This is a genomic window from Vibrio algarum, from assembly GCF_028204155.1.
Classification (GTDB): domain Bacteria; phylum Pseudomonadota; class Gammaproteobacteria; order Enterobacterales; family Vibrionaceae; genus Vibrio; species Vibrio algarum.
In genome coordinates, this window is the sequence record NZ_JAQLOI010000003.1 from 1,224,204 (window position 1) to 1,240,958 (window position 16,755).

The 16,755-nt window shown below is 41.0% G+C and carries 16 protein-coding genes and 1 pseudogene; 7 read left to right on the forward strand and 10 right to left on the reverse strand.

Annotated elements, in window-relative coordinates; genetic code table 11:
- Positions 1-81: 81 nt before the first annotated feature.
- Together PGX00_RS20945 and PGX00_RS20950 are read right to left on the reverse strand one after the other, a co-directional pair.
- Positions 82-699: a LysE family translocator gene (locus PGX00_RS20945; protein ID WP_272140216.1), complete on the reverse strand. Its 618-nt coding sequence runs from the start codon at positions 697-699 to the stop codon at positions 82-84.
- Positions 687-1,642, reverse strand: a pseudogene (locus PGX00_RS20950) (LysR family transcriptional regulator). Before PGX00_RS20950 ends, PGX00_RS20945 begins: the two are co-directional and overlap by 13 nt.
- 222 nt (positions 1,643-1,864) lie before the next feature.
- On the opposite strand from PGX00_RS20950, the gene PGX00_RS20955 reads away from it, so the two are divergent.
- Together PGX00_RS20955 and PGX00_RS20960 are read left to right on the forward strand one after the other, a co-directional pair.
- Positions 1,865-3,838: an alkyl sulfatase dimerization domain-containing protein gene (locus PGX00_RS20955; protein WP_272140218.1), complete on the forward strand. Its 1,974-nt coding sequence runs from the start codon at positions 1,865-1,867 to the stop codon at positions 3,836-3,838.
- Positions 3,839-3,971: 133 nt separating this feature from the next.
- Entirely contained in the window at positions 3,972-4,439 is a 468-nt protein-coding gene (locus tag PGX00_RS20960; RefSeq protein WP_272140954.1) for a hypothetical protein, read from the forward strand.
- A gap of 172 nt (positions 4,440-4,611) precedes the next feature.
- Here the strand turns inward: PGX00_RS20960 and PGX00_RS20965 are convergent, their stop codons facing one another.
- On the reverse strand, positions 4,612-4,740 hold the full coding sequence (locus tag PGX00_RS20965; protein ID WP_272140221.1) for a hypothetical protein: 129 nt from the start codon (positions 4,738-4,740) through the stop codon (positions 4,612-4,614).
- Positions 4,741-4,997: 257 nt separating this feature from the next.
- On the opposite strand from PGX00_RS20965, the gene mog reads away from it, so the two are divergent.
- From mog to PGX00_RS20980, 3 genes are all read left to right on the forward strand, one after another.
- Positions 4,998-5,531 carry a molybdopterin adenylyltransferase gene (gene mog / locus PGX00_RS20970; RefSeq protein WP_272140223.1) on the forward strand — a complete coding sequence of 178 codons (534 nt, stop codon included), beginning with the start codon at positions 4,998-5,000 and terminating at the stop codon, positions 5,529-5,531.
- A gap of 310 nt (positions 5,532-5,841) precedes the next feature.
- Positions 5,842-6,375 carry a P-loop NTPase family protein gene (locus PGX00_RS20975; RefSeq protein WP_272140225.1) on the forward strand — a complete coding sequence of 178 codons (534 nt, stop codon included), beginning with the start codon at positions 5,842-5,844 and terminating at the stop codon, positions 6,373-6,375.
- Positions 6,376-6,792: 417 nt separating this feature from the next.
- Positions 6,793-7,299, forward strand: a complete 507-nt coding sequence (locus tag PGX00_RS20980; protein ID WP_272140956.1) for an AAA family ATPase — start codon at positions 6,793-6,795, stop codon at positions 7,297-7,299.
- 204 nt (positions 7,300-7,503) lie between these two features.
- Here PGX00_RS20980 and PGX00_RS20985 read toward each other — a convergent pair whose 3' ends face one another.
- Both PGX00_RS20985 and PGX00_RS20990 read right to left on the reverse strand, forming a co-directional pair.
- A complete protein-coding gene (locus PGX00_RS20985; protein ID WP_272140227.1) occupies positions 7,504-8,187 on the reverse strand; it encodes a DMT family transporter in 684 nt (227 codons plus the stop codon).
- 8 nt (positions 8,188-8,195) lie between these two features.
- The gene (locus PGX00_RS20990) at positions 8,196-8,423 is read right to left on the reverse strand and encodes a hypothetical protein (protein WP_272140229.1); all 228 of its coding nucleotides are present in this window, start codon (positions 8,421-8,423) and stop codon (positions 8,196-8,198) included.
- Between the two features lie 92 nt (positions 8,424-8,515).
- Between PGX00_RS20990 and PGX00_RS20995 the strand changes: the two genes are divergently transcribed.
- Complete coding sequence (locus PGX00_RS20995; RefSeq protein ID WP_272140231.1) at positions 8,516-9,397, forward strand: LysR family transcriptional regulator; 882 nt, start codon at positions 8,516-8,518, stop codon at positions 9,395-9,397.
- Positions 9,398-9,884: 487 nt separating this feature from the next.
- On the opposite strand, the gene PGX00_RS21000 is transcribed toward PGX00_RS20995, so the two are convergent.
- The 3 genes from PGX00_RS21000 to PGX00_RS21010 form a co-directional block, all read right to left on the reverse strand.
- The gene (locus PGX00_RS21000; protein WP_272140233.1) at positions 9,885-10,553 is read right to left on the reverse strand and encodes a class I SAM-dependent methyltransferase; all 669 of its coding nucleotides are present in this window, start codon (positions 10,551-10,553) and stop codon (positions 9,885-9,887) included.
- Between the two features lie 401 nt (positions 10,554-10,954).
- Positions 10,955-11,575, reverse strand: a complete 621-nt coding sequence (locus tag PGX00_RS21005) for a DNA-3-methyladenine glycosylase family protein (RefSeq protein WP_272140236.1) — start codon at positions 11,573-11,575, stop codon at positions 10,955-10,957.
- Positions 11,576-11,582: 7 nt separating this feature from the next.
- Positions 11,583-12,521 carry a DMT family transporter gene (locus PGX00_RS21010; protein WP_272140238.1) on the reverse strand — a complete coding sequence of 313 codons (939 nt, stop codon included), beginning with the start codon at positions 12,519-12,521 and terminating at the stop codon, positions 11,583-11,585.
- A 195-nt stretch (positions 12,522-12,716) separates the two neighbouring features.
- Between PGX00_RS21010 and PGX00_RS21015 the strand changes: the two genes are divergently transcribed.
- On the forward strand, positions 12,717-13,775 hold the full coding sequence (locus PGX00_RS21015; protein ID WP_272140240.1) for a bifunctional transcriptional activator/DNA repair enzyme AdaA: 1,059 nt from the start codon (positions 12,717-12,719) through the stop codon (positions 13,773-13,775).
- 186 nt (positions 13,776-13,961) lie between these two features.
- Here PGX00_RS21015 and PGX00_RS21020 read toward each other — a convergent pair whose 3' ends face one another.
- A complete protein-coding gene (locus PGX00_RS21020; RefSeq protein WP_272140242.1) occupies positions 13,962-15,161 on the reverse strand; it encodes a DegT/DnrJ/EryC1/StrS family aminotransferase in 1,200 nt (399 codons plus the stop codon).
- 118 nt (positions 15,162-15,279) lie between these two features.
- Positions 15,280-16,716 carry an aspartate ammonia-lyase gene (aspA, locus tag PGX00_RS21025; protein ID WP_272140959.1) on the reverse strand — a complete coding sequence of 479 codons (1,437 nt, stop codon included), beginning with the start codon at positions 16,714-16,716 and terminating at the stop codon, positions 15,280-15,282.
- Positions 16,717-16,755: the final 39 nt, after the last annotated feature.

Consider the following 16,755-nt stretch of genomic DNA (forward strand, 5'->3'; position numbering starts at 1 on the left):
CCCTGTTTTACGATCTGCATGATATAGCGGGTAAGGCGAAGTTCAATCAATCCTAATTTTCCTAGGTTTAGAGACTTTCAATTATCTACCAATTAACTGATGCCAAACGTCTCCAATAACCGGAAAAACGGAAAGCAATAGTAAAAAGGACATCGACCTATTAAACCAACGTAAATAGGTTTCATTATCCAACTTCTGACGAAGTAACGAGCCAAACATCAACCAAACACCTACGCATGGAAACGAAACCAAGAAAAAGGTGGTAGCAATTGTTAGGTTTTGGATTGTGTGCTGCTCTCCCGTGGTTGTGAACGCAGAAATAGCCCCAATAGCAACCACCCAGGCTTTTGCATTCACCCACTGAAAGAGAGCTCCTTTTAAAAACCCCAAAGGCTTGGTCTGTTGATTCCCGCTGTCAACTGAACTGCTTTTAGCGATTAGCCAGGCTAAGTAAAGTAAGTAGGTTATTCCTGTTATTTTTATGAGTAAGCTTAGATGAGGAAATAGGTTAAAAAGATGACCAAATCCTAGCCCAACAAGCAAAAGCATAATCGTAAATCCGACGCAAATACCTGTCAGTAAGGGAATGCTCTTTCGCACACCAAAGTTCAGACCCGAGGTCATAACCATTATGTTATTGGGGCCAGGTGTAACAGAAGCAGAGATAGCAAATAATACTATAGACATCATGTAATCCAATTTAGCCTCCTCTTGATATTTGCTTTTTTGCTCATCTGAGTCGTGATATTCTTAGAGACTTCAACCAACTCTTTTCTAAACCACTTATGGCTTGGATCATGATTGAGCTGTTTTAGCCATATAAGGTAATTAGATACCTTTTTGTATTCAAAAGGGGTTTAAAGATTTGGAGTTGTAAATGCTCTTCAAACTGCAAAGCCATCGACAATGGTACAACCGTTATAAAATCAGATTGACTGCACATAACCAAATTATTGAACAGAGATTTCCCATGATAGGCAATTTTCCGCTTACTAATATCAATGTCTGTGTAATGAGCAAGGCTGCGCATCTTGTCTCTGGTTCTCTCTAGTACCGCGTGAGTCTCATCCATAAACTGAGTCACAGTTAACTCTCCCTTTATTCTTGGATGACCCTGACGACAAGCCACGACAAAGTCACTTTCAAACAGGTGGATTAATTCGATATTAGGATGGTTGGGTGGAAAAATATCAATCATCACATCGAACTTTTGCGTGAGCAATCCATCGTATAACTTTTCGTCATCATCAGGTTGGTCAAAAATTTCTAACTCAATGTTTTTATTACCTCTATTTTCAAATCGATTAAGTAATAACCATTGAAGATGTTCTGGTGCGGTCAAAACAAATTGTCTTGTGGATACCTCGGGGTCAAAAATTTTCAGCTCATGAAAAACCTGATTAAGCTGACGAATTGGAGATTGAATTTGAGCATAAAGGCTTGATGCGTATGCGGTAGGTACTACACCTCTACCACTTCTAACAAACAATTCTTTGCCAATCTCTTTTTTCAAACGTGCTATCGCTGTACTGATGGTGGATTGGTTTGTAGATAAATGTTCAGCGGCTTTGCTCAGACTGCCATGCTCCATAACGGCTGCAAATACAGCTAAAAGATTCAAGTTGGGTATCTCATTACTCATATCAGTTATTGCTCTTTATTTAGGCCTATTTCAATAGTCAAATTGGTGTTCAATTTAGGTATTGAAACTGTGGTGACATAGTAGCAGTGATATCTTAGAAATCCATAACCTATCGTAATAACGATATATTGAAACCGTTTTAGTTTATAGATCACAATGAATCAGACGCCTAATATTGACGCTAATGAATGATTGTTTGATACATAATATAGGGTCGTTACCATGACACATATGTTTAATAAAATGGTTCTGCCGGTTGTAATGGTTAGTACCTTAATTACCTCTGGTTTTTCTGCACTAGCTACTCCCATCACCGAAGCAACATCCAAAGTAGGTCAAGAACTCCAAACAGCATCTGCTTCTCAATACCAGAATATTGATATCGATGCTCGCTACCAAGGCAAGGTACTTTTTGAAAATGAATCAAATCTATTCTGGGGTAAAGGGGAACGTATCAAAATTCTTTCGAGAACAGGTGATACATTAGCGTATACAAAAGAGTCTGATCACGTACACCCAGCCTTAACCAAGCATGGACGAAAAATGGACCAAGCGGTAATCAAAGTAGATCATAACATTTACCTTGCCTACGGTTTTGGACTTGATACTCCAGTAATGATTGAAGGTGATGATGGTATCATCATTGTCGATCCTGGTGAGTCTGTTCAAATGGCTGAAGTAGCTAAAGAACAATTTCGTAAAATCACTGATAAACCAGTGAAAGCGATTATCTACTCTCACAACCATATCGACCACATCTCAGGGGTACGGGCTTGGACAACCGATGCAGAAGTTGCATCTGGTAAGGTGAAGATCATTGCTCAAGAAGGCTTAACAGAAGCGGTCGCAAACTGGTCTTCTAACCTAGGTACTCTGTTTGGTCAACGCACTTCTTACACCGGCGCTAAACACGTTGAAGAGGGTGAGCACGGCACAGTTAACGACGGTCTAGGCCCACGCTTTATGCAAGGGGATATATCTTTCATTGAGCCAAATGTCATTTTAAAAGATCGTTTAGATATTACTATTGCTGGTGTAAAACTAGAAATTGTAAACGTGCCATCTGAAACGAAAGATGAAGTAGTGGTTTATCTTCCAGACCAGAAAATCCTGCATGCGGCAGAAGTGCTTCAAGGTGAGAATTTTCCAAACCTTCACACCATCCGTGGCACAAAATTTCGCGACCCAAGCATGTGGTTCAAGGGCATCGATATTATGCGTCAATTCGACACTGAAGTTATGATTAACTCTCATGGTCGCCCAGTTGAAGGCAAAGAAGCTGTTTCAGATGTACTAACTGCTTACCGTGATGCGATCCAATACACACATGATCAAACTATACGTTATATGAATAAAGGTATGACACCAGACGAGTTAGTTGAAGTAGTTAAGCTTCCGAAACACCTTGCCGCGCACCCTTGGTTAGGCGAACACTACGGTACGGTTGCACACGCAGTTCGTCAAATATACGTGGGCTACAATGGCTTCTTCGAAGCTGATCCGTGGCAATTAGAACCAATGGCGTATGAGCAACGCGCTAAAGCGTTTATTGAAATAATGGGGGGACGAGACAACATCATTAAAACTGCTCAAGCCGCAATCAATGCAAAAAACTTTACGTTTGCAGCTGAGATTCTTTCCTATCCTATTACGGAAAATAAAGATGACATGGAAGCCCGTAAGCTTAAAGCATTAGCCTACAAAGAATGGGCAGCAGATCAAGTAAACATTAACTGGCGTAACTGGGCATTAAATGCAGCGGCAGAGTTAGAGGATACCCGAGATTTTTCTAATATGATCAGTTTCGCTTCTGTTGACGTTTTAACCGCTTTACCAAGTAAACAAATATTCGACATGATGACTTCGACGCTAATCGCAGAGAACACAATAGATGTGAACATGGCCTTAACGTACAACTTTGTAGATACAAATGAATCGTTCACGATCGAAATCCGTAACGGGATTGCACAGTTGCACGAAACCGCGCTAGCAGGCGCTGACATTCAAATCAATACAAATCGTGCAGTGCTGAACCAAATCTTAATGTCAGGAGAAAATGCTCAACAAGTGATTGGTAAAAGCTTAGTAGAGGGTAGTTTCAAATTTTCTAATGGTGACATCAAAACGTTCGGTCAGTTTATGAGCTACTTCGATAAACCAATGACACCTGAACAGATTATGCTCATCGTTCGCTAGTTCTTAATCTAACTCGATATTGAGGGCCAGAGAGGCCTTTAATGTCGAGTTTCTTTCTTCTAAGTTGATCAAATTTTTATTTCGTCTATTTAGACTATTAATTGAGGTGATAGTGGTGAAACTAAAATGTTTGATGCTTTTATTTATGTTCGCTTCTTCAACAATCTATGCATGTGGTTTACACCAAGCTACAGGGTTTAATTTTGTTACTGAGCCGGGCTCTTTAGATGTTTTTGCTAATATTATTGAAGTACGGCAATCCAATGCTTTAGGTAACATTAAAAAGCCTCAACACTTTCAACTCTTTGCCTTTAAGGGAGCGGTCAGTAAACCTTACCCGGCTAAGGTCAATTTCAGTATTTTCGAGCCAATTAAAGGTCACTATAGTGAGGTTGAAACACGTAAAACAGTTACGGTTTCAGGTCGTGAATCATTATTGACCATCAATGATATTTTGGTGATAACTGAATTAGATGTACTGGATGCATTGGCTACCAACACTCTGTCTTGGCAACAAGCGAAGGCGCAAGGGTTGGTTAAGGTTAACGGAACAGATAGTAATACCGAGGCTTTAGATCGTTGGTTTACACAGTTGTTTTAAGAATTGGATTTATAAAAAAGCGTTAGAAGCTGGTTCAGATGTATGTGCGGCTAAATAGGAAGAAAAATGGGTAGGTCGTGTGCGCATCGTCAGGCTCAATGCCAAAGAGAACTGTCAAACAATGTGGATTCAACTACTAGTTACTAACCCAGAAAGTCACTAAAACTCAGAGTTAACTCTTACAATAGCAGACAATACTGACGGCTTTTTCTGACGCTGGATAAAACTTTTTACGCTGTGGAATATTGGAATAATCTTTGATTTCAAATTCTGGTAGCTGAGGGGCTGTGTTATTGGTCATAATTCGATTCCTATAGTGTTTGCGTCTTATTAAACTGTTGAATAAGCGATGAACTTGCTTAAGTTGCCGCTATAGTAGCCTCGCTGTTGTCTAAGTATTAATCGTTTATGTATGATCGAATCCTCGGTTACTCATCTTCGGTCCAACGGTTGGTACTCACCTCTCATGGTGGCCTGATTTTTTTCTTATAAGGTTTATCCTCTCTACTTAATTCTTTACACTTGCCCTTCAATATGAAATTAGGCAAAGGGTAACAAATGACAAAGGCTAAAATCGGTATTGTTACGGTAAGCGACCGAGCAAGCGCTGGTGTATATGAAGACATTTCTGGTAAGTCAATTATTGAAACTCTGAATGAATATTTGATTTCTGAGTGGGAACCTGTCTACGAAGTGATCCCTGACGAACAGGATATTATCGAAGCCACATTGATAAAAATGGCGGATAAACAAGATTGTAGCCTGATTGTTACAACGGGTGGAACTGGGCCAGCAAAGCGCGATGTGACCCCTGAAGCAACAGAAGCCATTTGTGATCGTATGATGCCTGGTTTTGGTGAACTCATGCGTGCTGAATCGCTGAAATTTGTTCCAACCGCTATTTTGTCACGCCAGACTGCTGGTCTTCGTAATGATACTCTAATTGTAAACCTGCCAGGAAAGCCGAAGTCCATCCGAGAATGTTTGGATGCGGTATTCCCTGCGATCCCCTATTGTATCGACCTGATGGAAGGGCCTTACTTGGAATGTAACGAAGAGGTTATAAAGCCTTTTCGTCCTAAACAGAAATAACCAACAGCGATTTCCGAGTGACAGACTAGATAGAACATGACCAAAACGAGAAGCTATAATGCTGTATTTACATAGCGGAGATAACTTCTAACAATCATTTGATACTCTGTCTGTCATTTTGAGGCTTAGCGGTCGAGGACAATACAGAAATCGCTATTGAAAGTTAACAAATTTGACAAGTTACCTAAAGCGAATGCCCGAAAATCCAGTGGTGAAAGCGGTTTGCGAAATTGAAGGCATAAATATCACACCATTTGAGTAATACTCATAATTAGGATCTATGTAGTAGGACTAAAAATCAGGTTTTGCGATGAAAAGAATCAATGTAATAGGCACTAGCGGAAGTGGCAAAAGCACTTTCAGTTCTATGCTTGCAAATAAGCTCAACTATCCCTATTTGGAAATGGATGCCATATTCTGGAACCCTAATTGGCGGGAATCTTCAGATGAAGAGTTCTTTGCAAACCTAACTGATAAACTAAATGGTGAACATTGGGTACTTGATGGCAACTATAACCGAACAGCCGAAATCAAATGGGCCAGAGTCGATACCATTATTTGGATGGATTATTCTTTTTCAAGAACTATATTCCAAGCTGTGAAGAGGGCGTTAATCCGTATAGTGACTAAGCAAGAATTATGGGGTAAAACAGGTAATATTGAATCGTTCAAAAAGTCGTTTCTTAGCAAAGACTCGATTATACTCTGGACATTGAAAACGTATAAAAAAAATCGTGTTCGCTACACAGAATTGCTGAATGATCCTAAGTATAGGCATATAGAGTTTGTGCGGTTAACAAGCCCGAAAAAGGCAAAGGTATTCATAGTCGAACTACGCAGGTAACATACAACTAAGGAATTTTTTCATCTGAATGGATCGCTTTAAATTGATTGCTCTAACGTGCTTTTGTTGGTGTCCAAATCTCCTGTGGTGAGCGGTATGAACGAATTTGCTAATAAGTTTTTGTCCCAAAGCTTCTCAGGTTTATTTTTTACTCGTAGCACTTTCTAGCTCGAAAGTGCCCCTTTTCCAGTTAGCTCTTCTACTCATTCACATTCTGTTAATGTACATTCCCCATATCAAATGTTATCCGATTTTAGCATCCCTAGAAATTATGGTTTACTGAATAGTCCGATATCTAGACTGGAATGCTACTTGTTGGTTATTAATTGGGGTGTTGTATAGAATCTAAAATTATCTGGACGTAAAATGCAGAGAATAGCGGTACAGAAAGAAATTTATGCAAAAGGCAAAAATCAATTGAATCAATCTATTTTATACATATTTTCGGGTCTTCCAGCTACAGGAAAATCGACACTGGCGAAGTTGTTAGCAGAGAAAACGGGGGCGATGTACGTTCGCATTGATACTGTAGAGCAGGGGCTTAGAGATCTTTGTTGCTTCAAAGTTGATGGGGAAGGTTATCGTTTAAGTTACCGAATTATTAAAGATAATTTAGAGCTTGGTATTAGCTGCATTTCTGACTCTTGTAACCCTATTGAGCTAACGAGAAACGAGTGGCAAGAGGTCGCGGAAAGTGTTGGTACTAGGTTCGTCAATATTGAAGTTAGTTGCTCTGATAGTGATGAGCATGAAAGAAGGGTCAACGCTCGACAAAGTGAAGTAGAAAACCTAAAGCTACCTGATTGGCAACAAGTAGAGAACCGTCACTATGAGGAATGGAAAACTGAAGTTATTAAAATCGACACGTCAGGTAAGAATATCGAAACATCATTTATAGAACTAACTGAAAAGTTAGGCGTTTAATACTCTGGTACAGTGACATATTGAAAATCAAAAATGCCCCATTGTGTATAGAGTGAATATTCATCCTGGTTTCATCAATCTGTCTTTGAACATGTCATTTATAATGAGTCGATATGTGCTTAGTTGATTAATTGCCAGATTAAACTATGTCTGCTGTGACTGATTTGGTTACTATTAAGACTTCTGTTCATAGTATGTCACTTATTAGGACAAGGTATATTTCAAACGATGCCACAGGCGGCCGTCAATTGCAGACAATCCTAATGCGATTAATGCGATTCCCAAAACATGAATGAGTTCGAGAGATTCGTTAAGAAATAGCCAGCCAAGAAGAACAGCAGACACTGGTACGAGTAATGTGACCAGCAATACGTTTGTTGCGCCTGCAAGTTCAAGAATTTTGAAATAAAGAACATACGCTATCGCAGTGGACGCAACTGCAAGTCCTAGTATAGCTATCCATGTGCTCATGTGTACCTCGCTCACATCGATAGTACCGTCAACAAATAACGAAATCGGTAACAAAATAAGCGTTGAAGCTGTTACCTGTCCTGCCGCCGTAATTACAGGGTTTACCCCCAATGATTTGAATCTACGTCCATATACTCCCGCAAATGCATAAGATATGGCTGCGCCAACAATGGCAAGTTGTGCCAACAAATTACTATCACTACCTAACGTGGGTACGCCTATCATTACCGCTACACCCACGAAGCCGAGAGCAACACCGATTAGTTTTAACGGGGTTGGCCGCTCATCAGGCAGTAGAATTCCTGCTACGACTATGGTGAATATCGGTGTTGCGGCATTCAGAATCGAGGCCAGGCCTGATGCAATCAGCGTTTGCCCCCATACAATCAGAACAAAAGGGATAACGTTGTTCAGCAATCCCATCCCTAAGAATGCCCCCAAACTTTTATACTTTTTGGCGGGCGTAAGCCAAGCATCAAAGCTATCCCCCATAGTGTAAACGCCGCAATTCCTACTCTAAGTGTCACTATGGTTAATGGAGGAAGGTCATAGACCGCTACGCCAACAAAGAAGAAAGAGCCGCCCCATAATATGGAGAGTAAAATGAGCATACCCCATACTTTTGTGTTCATAGAGTGAATAGCCGACGTCATAATAATAAGCCTCAAATTAAGTCAATACGTTTTAACTTAGAGAATACGGGATTGGCTTGACATGAGTAAAATGATTAATAATATATGTACATATGAAAAAATATAATATCAATATAAAAATGCTTAAAGTTCTGGTGTCACTTAGAGATACAGGAAGCGTTAGTCGCACTGCCGAGCAACTGCATGTTACTCAATCTGCCATCAGTCATACTGTAAAGACTTTAGAAAGTACTCTAGATACACAGATTCTGATAAGGGAAGCTCGGGGTGTTACCTTAACAGCGGCAGGCAAGAGTGCGAGTGAATCGGCGAATGTGGCTCTTGCGGCCATCAATGATATTTTACAGTTAGCGACGACCGTTGTTTCGGGCACGATTCAAGTAGCAACAGTGAATAGTGTCTCTCGAGTTATTCTTCCAGAAGTTTTGCTTCACACACGTCGAAATTATCCAAATATTGAAGTTAAGCTCTTAATAGGGACAGATCAGGAAGTTGAGCAGTGGGTTAAAAGTGGGATTGCTGATATTGGCATAGCCTACAATCTGCAAGCCAAAAGTAGTGAGTTACTAATTGAAGATCAGTTTTATCTTATTCAAGAACGAGGGCAATCTTCAAGCACAAACCTAGCATTATCTGATCTATGCGACAAAGGCTTTGTCATGTCTTCATCTGGCTGTGAGCCTTTTATACAACAAATATTTGAGCAGTCAAATCAAGAACTCAACGTCAAAGCAACGGTGTCTGATATCGGCGCCTTGTTTTCTATTGTCTCTTCAGGCTACGGAGTATCGCTTGTCCCTGGGCTAGCTTTTCCTAATGATTGGAATAAGCAGGTGATGCGACAACCAATGACACCTTTCTTAGGTTGCTCATTAAGAATGATGTCTCCAGAGACAAGTACGTCAAACGAAGCTGTTCAAGTTATATTGGGGTACATCAGAGAGGTTTCTAAATCTATCAAGATGACCTCTTAAGCAAATTATAATTGGTTGATATCGAGAGCAATTAATTTATAAACACCAAAATTTGTTGTGCATGAGCTTTAACAAGCTGCACATAGAGTTACCAACTATCGTCTTTTAAGCTCAAAAAAGTTATCAGAATGATAAATATGAACGCCCTCACCGAAGCAGCGAACAAGCTTTTGTTTTTGTCCAAAGGTTAGCTAAATGGCATCGATAACAAACGCATTTTTGTCCAAAAATAAGTTGAACCATGATTGGTAGCAAACTCATCTTTGCCCCAAACTTTATTAGCACCGACGAATTTACCGTCTGGCGAGCATTACAGTAGGCCCAATTAATTTAATTCGTACTTTGGGCACTTAGACGGAAACTTTCCATAGTCCCACCCCAAAACCCTTTTTCGATTCACATAACAGGTTGATACCAATTGAGTTCCATAATGAATGAAAGCAATATAGACGGAATGCAAATACAGAATAAATCTGTCTATAAAGCATTAAATGCTTTTTGGGTCACGATAATATCTTAAAATATGTCCCTTGAAACTTTTTTCTAAATAATAGGTATTCTCTGGTTTAATATGATCACTTCTAAAACCTAGTTCAGTCATTTTTGAGCTAAGTTTGTTTTTTCTACCTCTCCCAGGATCAACGATAATAATTTCACTTTTGGGCTGGGTGTGCTTCTGTATGAATTTAGCTAGCAATGGAACATGCAAGTCTTCATATAACAAATCACTGCCAATGATCAAATCAAATAAGCCCAGTTCGCTTGTATCATCGGCCCAATCAACACGTTCAAACGCAATATTTCTCCCACTGTTGAGTTGTATGTTTCGGTCTAGAAATATTTTAACTTCTGGGTGGTAATCGGTGGCTGTAATATCAGCCTGTCTTTCATTTAACAAAAGGCTTGTAAGAGCCATTCCGCAGCCGATTTCTAAAATACGTTTTTCTTTTGTATCAAAATCTAGCATGTGGTGGGCTAGAACAATACTTGAGGGCCAAATAACACCAAAAATTGGCCATGTAGCAGATGAAATACCTAAATTAAGCGCTGTGTTTTTTGGGTCTGAGAATTGTTGTTTATCACGTAGAGTACATAAATGTATATCGTTGTTACCAATTTCGATGGTTTGATAGCGTATGCGTAATGAAGTAGTCATGTATGTCCTAGATAAATTAGCAGAGCTAAGTCATCTTTATAGCTATAAATGACGAAACAAATGAGCTTTTAAGCTACAGTAATTTCAGAGTTACACAAGGCATTTCCCATACAAGCATTTAAGGTTTCAATATACTATTTCTAATCTTGTATAAACGGTTTAGATCTATAGGTCTAAATCGTTCTTGTCCAGAGGTTTGTTGAGGGGCATGAAACACGAAAATGCTCCTTTACGTGTTTACTTTATTTTTTACCGATAACTTCTGTCCCTGATTTATCGGTACTATCTGTACGAACGTAAGCTAAGGTGCGGTGCAAGGTTTCTCCCAGAAGTTTGCAAATTTCGCTTTCACCTCTGTGTTTTAAGATGCATATTTATGCAAGTTCGCGACTCTTCATGATTTAGTTTAGAGTGGAGATATGATGGTGATAATAGTGCCATAAGAATAATGCACCGATACTTCTCCAAGGAGTCCAATGTTTGACCATTTCACGTGCCTGCTTTGGTGTTGGCCTGCTATCAAGCCCTTTCATTAGCTGTAATCCGACAAGTAGCCCTAAGTCATCGGCAGGAAATACATCCATTCGACCTAATGAAAACATCAGGTATATTTCAGCACTCCAACGACCAAGCCCTCTGAGCTTGATGATTTCCTTTATGGCATCTTCATCGCTGAAGTTCTCCAAGCCATCAATATTAAAGGTTCCATCGAGAACGGCTTCCGCTAATCCTTGAGTATACTCTATCTTGCGGAAAGATAAGCCCGCATCGCGGAGACTTTGAGCGGGTATTTTCATAAACTGATCGGGGGTGGTTTCTTCCATTAAGCCAAGAGCCCGCCCCATTATTGTCGTAGCAGCTTTGGTGGATAATTGTTGACTGATTATTGTAAATAAAAAAGTCTCAAAACCACTCGGGCGTACACGTACTTCTGGCATTCCTAGTTCGGTAAACGCTTCTTTTACATCTCGGTCTAAATGACTAAGTTGCTGCATGCCTTGAAGCACGGTCTGATGATCCATATGTATCCTAATTTGTCATTGATTTGGCAAGGGCTGATTTCGTTCGATGCCATAAGCGGCCATCGATAGCGGATAACCCGAACGCTATTAACACTATGCCCAATATATGAATCATTTCCAGAGATTCATTCAGGAATAATGAGCCGAGCAGAACAGCAGAGATTGGCACAAGTAGTGTTACCAGCAATACATTTGTTGCGCCTGCCAGCTCAAGAATCCTGAAATATAGAACATACGCTATCGCCGTGGACGCAACTGCCAATCCGACTATAGCCATCCATGTGTTCATGCTTGTATTGTCCGCATCGATACTACCATCTACAAATAATGCAATAGGTAATAATATGAGTGTTGAAGCCGTTACCTGCCCCGCTGCAGTAATTACAGGGTTAACTCCCAGTGATTTGAATCTGCGTCCATATACCCCAGCAAATGCGTAAGATATGGCTGCACCAACAATGGCGAATTGCGCCAACAAATTACTTTCGTTACCTAACGCAGGCACACCTATCATTACCGCCACACCCACAAAACCGAGGACAACGCCGATTAGTTTTAACGGTGTTGGGCGTTCATCAGGCAGAAGAATACCTGCCACCACTACGGTAAATATCGGTGTGGCAGAATTTAGAATTGAGGCCAAGCCTGATGCAATCTGTGTTTGCCCCCATACAATTAAAGCAAAGGGGATAACATTATTCAGTAAACCCATCCCTAAGAATGAAGCCCAGACTTTCAAGCTTTTTGGAGGGCGCAAGCTAATCATCATAGCTATCCCCCATAGTGTAAATGCTGCAATTCCTACTCTAAGTGTCACTATGGTTAATGGAGGAAGGTCATTGACCGCTACGCCTACAAAGAAGAAAGATCCACCCCATAAGATGGAGAGCAAAATGAGCATAGCCCATACTTTTGAGTTCATAGAGTGCTTAATGGTCGATTTCATAGTTGAGATAATCAGTGTTATTCATCGTTAACTGCATACTAGCTACTGGGTTAACCTTAAAACATCCGAAAATTGCGCCACATTAAAAACAGAGGATGGATCTACAATCGCTAATTAATCAGCAAGAATCAGATGGAATCATCTAGCTTGATGTGATGAGATGGTAATGAAACCTGTTAGACAGTGAGCGCAGCTATGCCAAAGTTATCTGAAAATGAAATGAAAAATGCGGTAGCGCAGAGAGATAGCTCTTTCGACGGAAAGTTTTACTACGGCGTTATTACCACTGGCGTATTATGTACGCCTTCCTGTTCAACCAAAGCCGCAAATCCAGAAAATCTGAGATTCTTCTTTGATACCGAATCAGCAATGCAAGCAGGGTTTCGTCCTTGCAAGCGTTGCAATCCAGCGGGACAGGGCGCTCGAATTCTTAAGCTCATTGAAGTCGCTCGTTATATAGAGCGTTATGCCGAAGATAAAATAACACTTACTCAATTAGGTGATATTGCAGGTCTTTCACCTTCCCGATTACAACGTATTTTTAAAGAAATGTTTGGTGTTTCACCCAAGCATTATCAAGATGCAGTACGCATGCGAAAGTTTAAACGTTCGTTAAAAGAAGGAGAAGGTGTGACCGATGCTATTTATTCATCAGGCTATGGTTCAATAAGTCGAGTATATGGTGAGGCAACCCGAAATATAGGCATGACACCGAAAGTGTATAGGGCTGGAGGAAAAGGTGAAATTATTCATTATGCGTGTCGAGAGACCGTGCTTGGGTACATGATAATGGCTGCGACAGATAAAGGGGTATGCTCAGTACAGTTCGGTGACGACAAAGATTCTCTGCTAAGCCTGTTGTCTGATGAATTTCCTAATGCTCAATTTGAGCTTTCTGTGGCACAAGACACACCAGAGTTGGATAACTGGATGGTGGCTTTAGATAGCCATATTAGTCAGGGTGCTCCCAGACCCGATGTGCCACTTGATATCAGGGGTACGGCATTCCAAATTAAAATATGGCAATTTCTCTTAAGCATCAAAGAAGGCGACGTGATGAGTTATGGCGAGGTTGCAGAACATATTGATAATCCGAAAGCGGTTCGCGCTGTAGGAACCGCTTGTGGAAAAAACCCAGTTGGTATTCTTATCCCTTGCCACAGAGTATTGCGAAGCGACGGCTCTTTAGGTGGCTACCGTTGGGGTTTAGAACGCAAACGAACTTTGTTGGATATGGAAAGATCAAGGCGTTAAAGGGTGTATTTCAACTCAGATAGCCACTAGGGTAAATTGCGTATTGAATACTCTCTGGTAATTTTTGCATAAAAACAAATCTAGTGGTATTGATGGGTATGGAAGGTTCTGGACAAAAGTTTTCATAAGACAACATTATTTGGCAATTATGAAAATGCATATTAATGCGGTTTGGCTGCATATTTTCTATCTTGGCACTAAAACTCTTTGAGATACATTTTTTATAATTTCCCCTAGAAGATGGCAGTCATCTAAGGTAAAAGTCAGTGGGATTCTCATGTCACACATTGCTGAAAGAATACATTTTGTATTAGGAAGGTCTGGTAAATTTTCAAAATACTCCCAACTGTCATAAGAGCTTGTAAAGCCAACGGGTTGGCTATTGCCAAACCATTTCAACTCAACCCCTTGCTCAAAGCAGGTAGCTAAAAACTGTTTGAGAGTTTCTTCACTTTGCCCATTGAGTGAAAATTGTATTGAACTTCCAACATAACCTTCTTTTGGGTCACGCTCAGGGCAAGTAAGGCCATCAATCTGGTTAATGGCCTGTTCCAGTATTTTATATCGCTCATTCCAGCGTCGGCACTGTTCATCAATATTGCGTAATTGTGGGCGCAAGATAGCCGCTCTAAGATGGTCCATGCGGCTAGAATAGTTTGGTATCAACGTATTGATGTCTTCAAAAGTTTCCAGGTTAGGACGCGAAGGGTGCCGTTCATAGAGCATATAAGATCCAGAATGAATAATGGCTCGAGCGATAAGGTCAGCATCGTCAGTTACCAACAATCCACCTTCTCCAGAGTTCATGTGTTTATATGTCTGGGTGCTAAAGCAGGCAGACATTCCAAAAGACCCTGATTTTTTGTTACCCCATGTTGCTCCCATTGTGTGAGCACAATCTTCAATTAGAGTAAGGTCGTATTTATTGCAGATAGCTGTGATTCGATCCATATCGGCAATGTGCCCACGCATGTGAGAGAGCAAGAACCATTTACTTACACCTGAAGCAGCCTTTTTCTCAAGGTCTTCCAAATCGATAGTATATTCGTCGGTTATTTCTACGAGCTCTATGGTTGCTCCAGTATTTTCAATCGCTCCAGGGACGGGTGCGAGCGTGTAAGCATTGCAAAGAACTTTATCACCAGCTTTTACACCAGCACTTTTCATTGCAAGATACATTGCGCTGCCACAGGAAGCACAAGCGAGGCAATATTTTTTGCCCATATATGCTGCAAATTCTTCTTCAAGAAGCCCGGTTTCTCCTTTCTCTTCCGGGGCAAGGTTATACCGATGAAGCTTACCACTTCTCATGATCTCTACCGCTTTTTCAATGCCTTCTTCGCAGATAGGCTCTTGCTGGGTAAAGTCTTTTGTAAAACTTTTCATTGGTATTCCTTGCTGTTTTATCGAAAATCTACTCCTGTATCCATTATCCATCCTCGTTCGCCTAAAGTTAGCCCCAGAACAGAATATGTTTGGGGCCAAAACTCTATAACTAGCTATCTCATCCGACCATATTTTCAGGTGCTAACGCACTATCCAACTGCTCTTTTGTTAGGAGTCGCTTCTCCAGAACCAGGTCATAAACGCTGCTTGCACTCTCAAGAGCTTCTTTTGCAATTCGAGTGCAAACCTCATAACCGAGGTAAGGGTTGAGGGCGGTAACAACACCAATGGAGTTTCTGATGTTTGCTGAGCATACCTCCCTGTTTGCTGTTATACCTTGTATGCAGCGTACTCCAAGCGTATTCATACCATTTTTAAGGATCTCAATGGATTCGAAGAGGCTTTCAACCATCACTGGCTCCATCACGTTTAACTCTAGCTGTCCGGCCTCTGCTGCCATCGTAATAGTCAAATCATTACCTATAACTTTATAAGCGATCTGATTTACGACTTCCGGAATTACCGGGTTAACTTTACCGGGCATAATAGAAGAGCCAGGTTGCATAGCGGGTAGGTTAATCTCATTGAGTCCGGCCCTTGGGCCAGAAGATAGTAAGCGGAGGTCATTGCAGATCTTCGAAAGCTTCACAGCCAATTGTTTCAATGCTGATGAGTACATGACCAAAGAGCCTGTATCATGGGTTGCTTCTATCAGATCGTCCGCCAGAACGATATTACGGCCAGTAATGTTACAAAGATGAGGAATGACCTTTTCCCGATAAGCGGGTTCGGCATTCAGCCCTGTGCCGATGGCGGTACCCCCCAGGTTTACTGTCAGAAATGGGACACTACAGGTTTTCAGACGCTCAGCTTCATTACGCAAACTTGTGGCGAACGCCTGGAAGCTCTGACCAAGTGTCATAGGTACCGCATCCTGTAGCTGAGTTCGGCCCATCTTAAGCACATCTGAGAACTCATCTGCTTTTTCATCGATGTACTCAATGAGATTATCTACCTCTTGTAGCAGCTCATCGTTTGCTTCCAAAAGGGCGATTTTTATCGCTGTGGGATAAGCATCGTTGGTGGATTGTGAGCAGTTAACATGGTTATTGGGGCTACAGAATTGATATTCACCGCGCTGGTGGCCCAATATTTCAAGCGCACGGTTGGCTATCACTTCATTTGCATTCATGTTGGTCGAGGTACCCGCACCACCTTGAATCATATCGACGATAAAGTGGTTATGGAGCATACCCATAGATATCTCATCGCAAGCCTGACAAATAGCATGGGTGGTACTGTCGGAAAGGTTATCCAGCTCGTGGTTTGCTAGCGCGGCTGCTTTTTTTACTCCGGCCAAGCCTCGAATAAAACTTGGGTAGAAGTTAAGGCTGATACCGCTAATATCAAAGTTTTCTAGTGCCCTCAGAGTCTGAATTCCATAGTAAGCAGTATCTGGAATCGCTTTGTCTCCAAGAAGATCATGCTCTGTTCGTTGACCATTCGTACGGTAGAGTTGAGCAATGTTTTCATAGCGGTTGTTGGCGTGTTCCATACGACGGATGATTATTTGTGAGATCGTCGCATACACTTT